This is a genomic window from Kingella kingae (assembly GCF_900475905.1).
Taxonomy (GTDB): domain Bacteria; phylum Pseudomonadota; class Gammaproteobacteria; order Burkholderiales; family Neisseriaceae; genus Kingella; species Kingella kingae.
The window spans coordinates 66,155-77,794 of record NZ_LS483426.1; the positions used below are offsets into that span (position 1 = coordinate 66,155).

Annotated in this window: 9 protein-coding genes; 2 read left to right on the forward strand and 7 right to left on the reverse strand. The window is 47.8% G+C overall.

What is annotated here, in order from left to right; all coding sequences use genetic code 11:
• Positions 1-84 precede the first annotated feature (84 nt).
• Both DQN52_RS00380 and DQN52_RS00385 read left to right on the forward strand, forming a co-directional pair.
• Positions 85-900 (forward strand): ferritin-like domain-containing protein, encoded by an 816-nt coding sequence (locus DQN52_RS00380; protein WP_003787292.1) that lies wholly within the window; start codon positions 85-87, stop codon positions 898-900.
• On the forward strand, positions 897-1,280 hold the full coding sequence (locus DQN52_RS00385) for a fluoride efflux transporter FluC (protein ID WP_003787290.1): 384 nt from the start codon (positions 897-899) through the stop codon (positions 1,278-1,280). The genes DQN52_RS00380 and DQN52_RS00385 overlap by 4 nt, the downstream gene beginning before the upstream one ends.
• Positions 1,281-1,458: 178 nt before the next feature.
• Here DQN52_RS00385 and DQN52_RS00390 read toward each other — a convergent pair whose 3' ends face one another.
• The 7 genes from DQN52_RS00390 to DQN52_RS00420 all read right to left on the reverse strand — a co-directional run bounded on the left by DQN52_RS00390 (position 1,459) and on the right by DQN52_RS00420 (position 11,567).
• Positions 1,459-2,862 (reverse strand): OmpP1/FadL family transporter, encoded by a 1,404-nt coding sequence (locus DQN52_RS00390; protein WP_003787286.1) that lies wholly within the window; start codon positions 2,860-2,862, stop codon positions 1,459-1,461.
• Positions 2,863-3,040: 178 nt separating this feature from the next.
• Positions 3,041-3,541, reverse strand: coding sequence for a nitrous oxide reductase accessory protein NosL (locus DQN52_RS00395; protein ID WP_003787282.1), 501 nt, complete (start codon positions 3,539-3,541; stop codon positions 3,041-3,043).
• Positions 3,542-3,636: 95 nt separating this feature from the next.
• Complete coding sequence (locus DQN52_RS00400) at positions 3,637-4,467, reverse strand: ABC transporter permease (protein ID WP_003787280.1); 831 nt, start codon at positions 4,465-4,467, stop codon at positions 3,637-3,639.
• A 45-nt stretch (positions 4,468-4,512) separates the two neighbouring features.
• On the reverse strand, positions 4,513-5,412 hold the full coding sequence (locus tag DQN52_RS00405) for an ABC transporter ATP-binding protein (protein WP_003787278.1): 900 nt from the start codon (positions 5,410-5,412) through the stop codon (positions 4,513-4,515).
• A gap of 158 nt (positions 5,413-5,570) precedes the next feature.
• Positions 5,571-6,845: a nitrous oxide reductase family maturation protein NosD gene (locus DQN52_RS00410; protein ID WP_003787276.1), complete on the reverse strand. Its 1,275-nt coding sequence runs from the start codon at positions 6,843-6,845 to the stop codon at positions 5,571-5,573.
• A 237-nt stretch (positions 6,846-7,082) separates the two neighbouring features.
• A complete protein-coding gene (nosZ, locus tag DQN52_RS00415; protein ID WP_003787274.1) occupies positions 7,083-9,146 on the reverse strand; it encodes a TAT-dependent nitrous-oxide reductase in 2,064 nt (687 codons plus the stop codon).
• Between the two features lie 129 nt (positions 9,147-9,275).
• Positions 9,276-11,567, reverse strand: coding sequence for a NosR/NirI family protein (locus DQN52_RS00420; RefSeq protein ID WP_003787271.1), 2,292 nt, complete (start codon positions 11,565-11,567; stop codon positions 9,276-9,278).
• Positions 11,568-11,640 lie beyond the last annotated feature (73 nt).

Below are 11,640 nucleotides of genomic sequence, written 5' to 3' on the forward strand. Positions count from 1 at the left end.
TGTAAAAGCAGCCTGCACTTTTAATCACTTGTTTACACAATCAAAAAATCCATTTTTTTAACTTAATTTGATGACTTTTTTACCATGCAAACTTTGTATTCCCTGCTCTATCAAGCCCTAACCGCAACCGACCCCGACCAAAAATGCGCCCAAACCTTTGCTGCATACGATTATTGGTGTGCAGGCTGCTTGCGTGAATCGCCCGAACCTGAATCGCCCATAGACGTTTTGATTGCAGGACGACCCAAACGCCCGATTTTAGTGCCACACACCCAAGTGGAACAGCGCAAACCGTCCACACCCGAAGGCTATGCCGCTATGTTGCACGCCATCGCCCACATCGAGTTTAACGCGATTAACTTGGCATTGGACGTGGCGTATCGCTTTCGCACGCTGCCACGCGAATTTGTCGGCAACTGGCTGGGCGTTGCCAAAGAAGAGTGCGAACATTTTATGCTGATGCGCGACCGATTGCGCGAACACGGCTTTGATTACGGCGATTTCCCTGCCCACGCGCATTTGTGGGACATGGCAAAACACACGGCATACGACCCTTTGCTGCGAATGGCACTCGTGCCACGTGTGTTGGAAGCGCGTGGTTTGGACGTAACGCCTGCCATTCGCGCCAAAGTGGCACAGCGCGGCGATGACGCGACTTGCGATGTGTTGGACATTATTTATCGCGATGAAGTGGGGCACGTTAAAATCGGCAACCGTTGGTATCACTATTTGTGCCAACAACGCGGATTAGAGCCGCTCGCCCTGTTTCGCCAGCTATTGAAGCAGCACGATATGTTCGTGTTTCGCGGTTATGTGAACTTGGAAGCGCGACAACGAGCTGGGTTTAGCGAATTTGAATTGTCGCTGCTACACGATTTTGAACAGGCGCAAAAGTTATGACGCAAATAAATATGGTGCAGGCTGCTTGCGTTGCCATTGGCGCGATTTTGGGCGCGTGGAGTCGTTGGGGATTGGGCGTGTGGCTCAATAGCAGCCTGCACTTTATGGCGTGGGGAACGTGGCTTGTCAACACTTTGGGCTGTTTGTTGATTGGCATGGCGTGGGGCGCAAGTTGGGGGACAACGTGGCAGTTGCTGGTGGTAACAGGTTTTTTGGGCAGTTTTACTACGTTTTCCGCGTTTGCCAACGAAGTCATCACGTTGGCGTATCAAGGGCGTTGGGGCAGCGCGATGTGGGTTTGGCTGCTGCACAATGCGAGCGGTTTGGGCGCGGTGGCGTTGGGGGCTGGCTTGATGCGGTGGATTGTGGGTAAATCGTAGGTATCTACACAACGTAATCGTTCAAATTTATATCAAAATTATGCGATAACCGCGAATCTACTCCCTCTCCTTTGAGAGAGGGTTGAATCGCTGAATATTCAAAATTTTCACAAAAATAAAGTGCAGGCTGCTTTTGAGCGATTTCAAAAGCAACCTGCACTTTTATCCAAGCCAATAATTAGAATTTATAGGTATATTGAACACCCAAAATATTGGCATAGTTTTTAAAGTTTGCCGATGCCGCACCTTTGCTGTCCACCGTTGTGCCGTCTGATGCCTTACCTTTAAACGATGTGTCATTGATGTGAATATGCGAATACGCTACATCGATAATATGATTTTTGTTAAACGCATATTTCGCGCCTACCGAGAACCAAATGCGGTTACCGTCTGGCAGCGTGTTCAAGCGGTCGTCTGCGCTGCGAATTGGGCTTTGGTCAAACGCAATACCTGCGCGAAGTTGCAATGGCTCGCTCACTTGATACGATGCACCCAATGCCACTTTAACGGTGTTGCGCCAATTTGGGGTAATCACGGTGCGGTTACTGCGTACTGGGCCTGTACCACTTACGCCAATAGTTTTTTGGTTTTCAAAATACAAAGTGGCTTGATTAAAGCGGCTGTGGCGTGTCCAAGTAATGTCGCCAAACAGATTCAATTTATCGTTGGCACGATACATACCGTGCAAGGACAACGATTCAGGCGTAACGATTTTCACACTTGCTCCTTCTTTGGTAACATAACCCAAACCACGAATAGTAGGTTGAGCAGCTTGTAATGCAGTAGATACGTCCCATTCCGCATCGCCTTTTAGATTGTGTTCAATTTTAGAGCGATAGTTTACACCCATACGGAAACGGTCGTTCACATCAAACATCCACGCCAAATGGTAGCCAAAGCCCCAGTCGTCGCCTTTTACTTTGGCATGTCCATCAACCAAACCAGAAGCATTGGTTACTGCACCACTAGTCGCCATACTAATTAACCGATTGAATGCACCAGACGCATTCCAGTCAGCAAACTTACGCAATTCCGCTTTGGAATATTGGGCAATCACGCCTGCACCAAACGAATGCTGGTCGTTGGCTTTGAATGCCACCACAGGCTCAAACGCGATAGAAGTCAAGCCCAGTTGGTTCAAATGATGGCGCAGCACCGAATCTTTTTCGTATTCGGTTGATGACGCGAACGGGATATACATACCCAAGCCCAAGGTGATGCGGTCGTTCAATTTGTATGCGCCATAAACGTGTGGAGCAGGAACGGCTGTATCGGTGATTTTGCCGCTGGTGCTACCACGCACGGCAGAACCGCCACGATAAGTGGCTTGTGCATTGCTGTATTTGATATGTGGCAACACCAAGTTCGCAGCGGCAGAGATTTGGTTAGAATCGAGTTTGGTCAAGCCTGCTGGGTTATAGAACAAAGTGGTGGCATCAGCCGCTTCGGCAGCCGCAGCATTGGCTGTGCTTTGTGCGTTTACCGATTGCGTACCAAAGTGATAGCCCGATGCGGCTGCTTGTTGTGCCAATGCCAACAAAACCATGCCAACGCTAACTTTTAAATGACGAGAAATATTCATGTTTAATCCTTAATCCAATAAATTGAAGCAGCCGCAATCTGATGCAGGCTGCTTGTAGAATGATGTATCTATTCTATGTCAAAAAGTTAAGCTGTGCAAAGTTATTTTTTGTTTTGTGATTCAATGAATAACAAAAAGCAGCCTGCACATTTGGTAAACAAAATGCAGGCTGCTTTGTTTATTTGTAGATATACGACTCGGGCATCGTATCAAACGTAACCACTTTGCCGCCGTGTTGTTGTGCGTAGGCTTGCGCTTTGCTGGCATCGGCAAACGGCAACGCATCGGCTATGCCCATGCCACCAACAAATTGACTGTCAATCACATAATACGCGGTTTTGGCATCAATCCACACATCGGAATTGGGCGTGTTCCAATCGGCAACCGCGCCCATGTCGGACACATAAATCGCAGCAATGTCTTTGGGTTCGCCTGGGTGCTGCACAAAGCCAAAAATCTGTGTTACGGTGGAAAACCACAAAGGCTCGTTGGGCTTGCTATCCAAAAAGATTTGCGCTTTGGGCCCGTTGTGTTCGGCTAGATTCATGGTGCAGTAATAGCCTTTGGAATGTTCGGTGATGACTTGCGCTTTGGGCAATTCGGCTGGTGCGCTGGTAGCGGTTTGTCCGCAGGCTGCCAGCGCGAGTGTAATAACAATGGAAGCGATGTATTTTTTCATAATGATGTTCCCTGATGATTTTGGTACACGATAATAGTTAGCAAACTGGCTCCCTCTCCTTTAAGGAGAGGGAATGAAATCACTGAAAATGAATACTAAATCTGACGGCGATTAAACAACCATGCCGCCAACGCAAACGGTACAACAATCCAACCAAATTGCGCCAGCAGCAACACGGTTTTGCTCAACCCAATTTGTCCGCTCACGCCTGCCATGCCCGAATACATGGCGGTGTTTTCAAAACCTGTTAGATTGAGCAAGCGATAAATATCGGTCGGGTTCAGCAATAACACGTTTTCTAGCACTTTGGCGGTGATTTTTTGTTGCGTGTCGGCAACCAAAATGCCCAGCAACGCCATATCAAAAATCACGACAAAAAACAACCACACGCCAATCGCCAAACCTGCTGCTGTGCCACGTTCTTTTACCTTTGCGCTGATTAAGTAACCCAACGACAAAAACGCTGTGCCAAGCAACACGCTGGCGGCAATGAGCAAGAAAAACGGTTTCCACGCTGCGGCTTGAATGCCACCAAAATTCAGTTGCAACACCACGCCTGCGATGCCGTAACCAATGGTGGTTGCCAACGCCAGCATAATCGTGTGTCCAAGCAGTTTGCCGACTAAAATTTGCCAGCGCGAAATGGGGTAGCTCAACAGCAGAGCCATTGTGCCACGTTCAATTTCGCCAATGAGCGCGTCATACGCCATCAGCATGGCAATGAGCGGAATCAGGAAAATGGACAGGCTGGATAGGCTGACAACGGTTACAGTCAGCGGGTCCACTTTGACGCTGCCTGTGGGTGCGCTGCCCATAAAGCCCAGCGACAACGCCAAGGCACACAGCAAAATGGTGGCGGCAATCACCCAGCGATTGCGTAAATTATCGCGGATTTCTTTTTGCGCGATGATGAAAATAGGGGACATGGTTGTGAAGTCTCGTTTTGTGGGTTGATTTAAAGTGCAGGCTGCTTACACATCTTCGCGTTTCAAAAATTCAGCATACATCTCGTCCAGCGTGGGCGCGTGAATATCAATCTGTGTGATGTTATCCAAGCTGCCCAATTCGCGCAAACGCTGTACTTTGTCTTCGGCTTGGCATTCGCTCGTATAAGTGTGCAGGCTGCTTTGCGCGTCTTTTTGCCAATGTGCTGGTAACGCTAAATCTTGTGCCAACGACACGCGAATTTTAATCGGCAAACCGCTTTGAATGTGCAATTCGTGCATATTGCCGTCTGCCACTTTGTTGCCGTTTTTCATCACCACAATGCGGTCGGCGTGTCCGTCCAATTCTGCCAGCGCGTGAGTGGAAAGCAGCACCGTTGCGCCTTGTTCTTTGAGTTCGCGAATAATTTGGTAGAACATTTGGCGCGAAGCTGGATCTAAACCTGTGGTCGGCTCGTCAAACAGCAAGATTTTTGGTTTGCCCAACAAGGCTTGTGCCAGCGCAAGACGTTGGCGCATACCTTTGGAATACGCACCGACTCGTTTTTGTGCCGATTGCGCGATGCCGACTTTTGCCAGCAAATCCATGTTGTGCGACAAATCTGTGCCTTTGAGTTTGGCGTAAAAATCCAGCGTTTCCTTGCCTGTGAGCGATGGGTGCAAAGCAACGGTTTCGGGCAAATAGCCAATTTGTCGGCGGATTTCGGCGGCACGGTTGCCTGATACGTTTTCGCCCAACAGCGTTACGCTGCCCACGGTGGGGCTAATCAAGCCCAAAATCAATTTCATCATGGTGGATTTGCCTGCGCCGTTGTGTCCAGCCAAGCCCACGCATTCGCCAGCTTGCAGCGTTAAATCCACGTTGTTCACGGCTTTTTGTGCGCCGTATTGTTTGGTTACTTGCGATAGGGTTAATAAGGTATTCATTGTGTTTTCTGGGTGGAAATCTTAAAACTGCCGTCATTCCCGCGTAGGCGGGAATCTATCTAACTCATTCAGTTATCAGAATGATTTTTCCATTACCGAAATGCTACGTTAGATTCCCGCCTACGCGGGCATGACGACTTATATATCTAAATAAAAATTCACGCTGCTTTTTGACTTTGAAATTCACGCAAGCGTTTGAGCGCATCGGTTTCGGGAATGTTAATCAACGGCTTGGTATCCGTAATGCCGCCCGTGCCAAGCGCAGGAAATTGTTGTTGCGCCCACTTAACAATGCTAATCGCAGGGCTGTTCATCAACAAACGTGCGGCTGGTGCGCGCCACAAAATTTGGTCGGTAATGCTGTTGGGGCGATAAGCGGTATCGGCAATGCCATCGCCGTCCAAATCAAACGCGCTGTTGTCGCTCCAATAATTGCCACGTCCGTCTTTGACCCAATCAAAAAAGCGTGTGCCAACGTATTTGATTTGGGTTTGATTATTCACAAACGCATTGCCATAAATTTCCAAATTTTCAGGCGCGGCAGTAAAGTGAATGCCCATGGTGCAGTGCGTAAAATAATTGTTTGCCAATTTATTGTTGTTGGCGTTGTAAACAAACACGCATTTGTCGGCGGTATCAATCGCGTTGCCCGTGATTTCGGAATGAATGGTGGCATTGAGCATAATGCCTTGGTTGATGCTGTTCACGGCGATGTTGTCGTTTACCTTTAATCGCTCGGAAAACATAATCGCGTAACCAATTTCGTTGTTGTCGGAAATATTGCCGCTCACTTCGCTGTCGTTGGTGTACATATAATGCACGGCGTAACGCAGTTTCGTAAAATAATTGTTTTTAAAAACATTGAATTTGCTGATGTTGGAAAAAATGCCGTCTCGCCCTTCGGAAATGTGATTGCCAACCACTTGCGAGTGTGGCGCGTTCCACACGGTTACGCCATTGCCGCGTTCGTTTTGGCGCAACTGGGTGTTGCCAACAATTTTGTTGCCGCGCACCATAGATTTTTCCGAACCCCACAAATACACACCCACCGAATTATCTAAAATGTGGTTGTTTTCAATCAGTGCGTTGGTGGAAGTTTTGTCCAAAAACACACCTGCGTCCATTTTGGGCAAACTCAAACCCGATTGTGTGATGGTTAGATTGCGAACCACGACATCAGGCGATTGTACCCAAACGGTACGCCCTGTGCGGTCGCCACGAATTTCCGCTTGGTGTGGTTGCTCGCTTTCAATCGTGAGTGGTTTGTTGATGATGATTTTGCCGTATGTGCCAGCAGCCAGTTTGAGCGTGTCGCCTGCTTGGGCTTGGTCAATCGCCGCTTGCAAGTCTGCGCCTGCTGGAACGTGAACATCCGCAGTAAAAGCAGCCTGCACATTCAACAAAATCGCCAAGAAAAGAAATTTGGAATACATGATTTGTGCGCGTGAGAAGTAAACAATATTGAAATTATAGTGAATTAAATTTAGATTAGTACAGCGTTGCCAACTCCCTTATGTACTAGCTGTACACGGCGGTCGTTGTCGCCTTGTCCTAATCTAAATTTAATCCACTATATATTAGTAATAAAAAGCAGAGCAAACCGCCCTGCCCTTATTGACTAAAAGCAGCCTGCACTTTGTTTAACTAAAATGCAGGCTGCTTTTTAGCGATTATTTCGCTGCAGACGCGCTAGATGCTGCTTCTGCTTTGGCAGGTTCAGAAGCCTTTTGTGCTGCAACAGGTGCATCAGGTTTGTCTTTCAACGCTTCGCCTTTTTTGCGAACAATCATCACGCCAGACATTTCCATGTGCAACGCATGGCAGAACCATTGGCAATAGAACCAGTTCACGCCCAAACGAGCGGCGGTAAAGGTAACCGATGCAGTGGCTTGTGGGCCAATCTCAATAGCGATCCCGTTGCCTTCCAGCGTGAAGCCGTGCGTCAAGTCTTCGGTGGTTTCCATGTTGGTTACATACACGGTTACTTCGTCGCCTTCGTGTACTTCAAAATAAGGCACGCTAAACGCAGGCGCAACCGCAGTCATGTACACGCGAACTTTGTTGCCGTCGCGAATCACATTGGCAGCCGTTTCCAATTTAACGCCGTCTTTTTCGGCTTGCTCAACCGCTGCTTTCCACATCCATGGGTCTTTTCTGTCCCAAGATTTAGCAGGATTCATTTTGCTTGCCGCAACCAACATCATGTCGTGTGGTTCAGCAAAAGTTGGATTGTCGTGTACCAACTTCATTTCATCGCCAGAAATGTCAATCAACTGGTCGCATTCTGGTTTCAACGGACCTACGTTCAAGAAACGGTCTTTGGAGAATTTGTTCAAAGACACCAACCATTTACCGTCTGCTTCTTTGGTTTCACCCATGGTCGTGTGGTTGTGACCTGGTTGATAATGTACGTCCAATTTTTGAATGATGTAGTCGTCTTTGTCCGATTTAGCCGCATACGCATCAATGGCTTTTTGAATATCCCATTTACACATTTGACTATCAATAAACAAAGTGGTGTAGGCATTGCCACGACCGTCAAACGCGGTATGAAGTGGGCCTAAACCCAATTTTGGTTCAGCAACCACGGTATCGCGCTCTTTGATTTTGCCTGCAAACAAATCAGGCATTTTGCTCACGTCCAACACAGTAACGGTTGGCGACAATTTACCGTTCAGCATGATGTATTTGCCGTCTGGCGATGCGTTACAGCCGTGTGGCGAGTTTGGCACAGGAATGTAGCGCGTGTATTTGCTGTTGGCTTGTGCGCGACCGTCCAACACTTTTACGCCGTTGATTTCTTTGAAGTCGCCTGCTTTTACGCCTGCTTCAATCGCTTCAATATCAAACACCACACACCAGTCTTGTTCAGCAGACGAAGCATCGCCCACAGTCAAACCTTTTTCAGAGTTATAGCAAGTGGCAAACGAGTATTTACCTTGGTAATCGGCATCACCGTTATCCAAGTTACCGTCCACCATCACTTGCCATGCGATTTCCATGGTATCGCCATCAATCGCCGTGTAGATTGCCCACCAGTTTTGTTTTGGGTCGTCCAACATCGTGCCGTTATTTGGAACAGGAACAATGTGTTCGCCATTGGCAAAAACGTAGCCTGTTTTTGGATAACGTTGCAAGCGCAAACCATGTACGGCAGATGCGTTTGGTATGTCAATAATTTTGTCGGTTTTCATCACATCGCAACGAATACGCGCCACACGAGTGTTGGCTTTGTCGTTTACGAATACATAGCGACCGTCATAAGTGCCATCTGTGAACGACATATGCGGGTGGTGCAAGTCGCCGTTTGGCAACACAGGTTGATTGGTTGCTTTCAGGAATTTGCGTGTGTCTTCAGTGATGTGTTCGTTCAAGATACGGCGGCTTTCATTGGTGCGCCCCCAGCCTGTTGCGCTGTCCATATTGAACACAGGAATACGCATCAATTCGCGCATAGATGGCACGCCTACCACGCGACATTCGCCCGATTGTCCGCCTGACAACCAGCCATAGTATTGGTCCAATTCACCTGGTGCGATGTGCGATGTTTGACCACCAGCAGCAGCGTGTGTAGCCGTATCGGCGGCAACTGATGCACCTGCATGAGCAGCAGAAGCCACTTTATCTGCTGATTGTTGTGTACCACCGCCACATGCGGCTAAACCCACTAATCCTACGCCTGATGCAGCGGCTGTGCCAAGGAAGCTACGGCGACTAATTTTATTTTCTGACATGGTAAAACTCCTATTGAGTAGATGACGGCATTTGCCGCGGTTTTAAAAATACAACTTTTTTTACTGCTTATTTAAAGTGCAGGCTGCTTTGCGCGACCGACAAAAGCAGCCTGCACTTATTGTTACTAATTAACTTTCTTTGTCTTTGCCAACAAACTGTGCCACCTGTTCGGCTGGCGGATTTCGTTCCACTTTTTGCTCGTTCAATTCCGCTTTGGCAGCCGCTTGTTTGGCTTTTTTCTTGTTGGTTGCCACCACTTGTGGGCAACGTGTTTCGTGGTTATACATCACTTGGCAATGCAAACATTGGATACATTCGTTTACATTGATGTCGCCCTCTGGTGCAATCGCCTGTACTGGGCATTCGTGATTACAAATTTGGCACGGATTGCCACACATTGAATAACGACGCAACCAGTTGAAAATTTGCAATTTAGCAGGAATTGCCATCGCTGCGCCCAAAGGACACAAGTAACGGCAGAAAAAACGTTCAATAAATAAACCTGCCACCAATAATGTCACTGCAAACAGCACAAACCACCATTCGCGCACAAAATGCAAAATAATTGCAGTTTTAAATGGTTCAACTTCCGCCAATTTTTCGGCAAAACCCAATTCATACAGCGACACGCCAAACAACACCACAAAAATCATATATTTAATCGCGGTTAAACGTGTATGAACGCCAAATGGCACAGTAATCTGCTTCACGCCAAATTTTTTCGCAATCGCATTGGTCAATTCTTGCAGCGAGCCAAACGGACACAACCAACCACAAAATGCGCCACGCCCCCACAGCAACATCGACATCGCTGTGGCACTCCATAATGCAAAGATAAATGGGTCCATCAAGAAATAGTCCCAGCTAAAATGGTGTTGCACAATAGACGATGTGAGCGTCAATACATTGACCACCGACAACTGCGCGTGCAAATACCAGCCCACATACAGCAACGTTACCGTCAAATACGCATAGCGAAAACGCAAATAGGCTTTCTCGTATTTCACAATCGTGTCTTGGAAGAAGAACACCGCAGTCAAAATCAACAACATCAAACCAATCGCAACAACATGCGGCATTTTGTCTTGCCAAATACGCTTCCACAAATCGCGTTGCGGATTGTCTTGTTCGTCCAAATCGCCTGCTGCATCGACACCAGCAGCAGTAGTATCCGAAGCAGCCTGCACAGGTGCAGCTTGGGCAATCACAACAGGTTCGCCATTGGGGTCATCAACCGTGAACGACTGCGGCATTTGGTAAGGCAAATCCACCGTAACAAACGCTTTGTTTTCTACGCCAATTTCGCGTTGAACCGTCAGTTGCAAACGCCATGGCTCGGCTGCGTCCAGTTTGTTGTCGTCAGACGTAACAAACAGCGATACTTCTTTTAAATGCGGCGCACCAGCGGCTTTTAAATCCAGCAAGCGCGTGTGTTGCAAATCGGTAAAGCGGAAGCCGTCGTCGTGTTGAATGACTTCAATACGGTCAAAAATACCACCACGGACATAGCCCGAACCTTTCCACGAATAACGTCCATCGCCTGCCACCACAATCGCGGTTTGATTGGGTTTTAAGCTCGCCGCCAGTTGTTTGTAGCCGTCTTCGCCCAACAAACTTTTACCAATAGACGGCTGCGATACAACGGCGGTATATAAATCAATAAACGTGTCATCTGGGTTGCCTTGTTCGGCTTTTTTGTCGGCATCGGGGTTATTTTTTGCCAATAATTGATTGGCATCGGTAATGGTTAAATGCAGTTTTTGCACCGCGCCTTGTTGCAATAAATCGTCCCAAGACAACACATCTTGTTTATCCATATTGGGCAAACGATGTGGGCGCGTTTGCACCGCAGCATTGGAAGCAGCCTGCATACCGTTTTGCTTATTCATTTGTGCAGTTATCACGCGAGCAGAACGCACAATGCTGTCGCCAATCACGACCACCGTTACCGTTGCGCCTGTTACGATTTCAGACGGCGTTGAACCTGCTTTCGGCGGATTTTTAGTCGGATTCATGCCAATGTAGCCGTTGATAAACGTATCCACTTTGGAAACAGGAATGCCCACCAGCAAAATTGGTTCATTATGTTTGAGCATACGCGCACCCATAATCGTGCCGTCTTTGTCTAGCGCGACAATGGTGTCAATCGGTTTGCTGGAATAGCCGCGTGTGTTCACAACATCGGACGTGATATAAACCACGCCAACTTCTTTATCGCCTTGGAACACTTTTGCCGTCATTGGCTTGCCTTCGGGTTCGCCAAAACGTGTTGCATTGGGGAAAATATCGGCAGGCTGCACTTGCTTAATCAGTTCAGGCAAGCGTTCTGCATACGCTGGCACAGCCAATGCCAGCGTACACAACAAAATCCAGCATTGAATGATGAATGTATAAAAAGAACGTAAATGAATACGAGACATAGCAATCTTCCTGTTGCTTGTTTTGGGTAGTGGCGAGCAGAACGTGCGCCCTGCTCAAACATTTATAATTGTA

What these genes read in the sequence shown, in the direction of transcription:
- DQN52_RS00380 (WP_003787292.1), top strand. Translation starts at nt 85, where the DNA reads ATGCAAACTTTGTATTCCCTGCTCTATCAAGCCCTAACCGCAACCGAC.
- DQN52_RS00400 (WP_003787280.1), bottom strand. Translation starts at nt 4,467, where the DNA reads ATGTCCCCTATTTTCATCATCGCGCAAAAAGAAATCCGCGATAATTTA.
- DQN52_RS00420 (WP_003787271.1), bottom strand. Translation starts at nt 11,567, where the DNA reads ATGTCTCGTATTCATTTACGTTCTTTTTATACATTCATCATTCAATGC.
- DQN52_RS00395 (WP_003787282.1), bottom strand. Translation starts at nt 3,541, where the DNA reads ATGAAAAAATACATCGCTTCCATTGTTATTACACTCGCGCTGGCAGCC.
- DQN52_RS00390 (WP_003787286.1), bottom strand. Translation starts at nt 2,862, where the DNA reads ATGAATATTTCTCGTCATTTAAAAGTTAGCGTTGGCATGGTTTTGTTG.
- DQN52_RS00385 (WP_003787290.1), top strand. Translation starts at nt 897, where the DNA reads ATGACGCAAATAAATATGGTGCAGGCTGCTTGCGTTGCCATTGGCGCG.
- DQN52_RS00405 (WP_003787278.1), bottom strand. Translation starts at nt 5,412, where the DNA reads ATGAATACCTTATTAACCCTATCGCAAGTAACCAAACAATACGGCGCA.
- nosZ (WP_003787274.1), bottom strand. Translation starts at nt 9,146, where the DNA reads ATGTCAGAAAATAAAATTAGTCGCCGTAGCTTCCTTGGCACAGCCGCT.
- DQN52_RS00410 (WP_003787276.1), bottom strand. Translation starts at nt 6,845, where the DNA reads ATGTATTCCAAATTTCTTTTCTTGGCGATTTTGTTGAATGTGCAGGCT.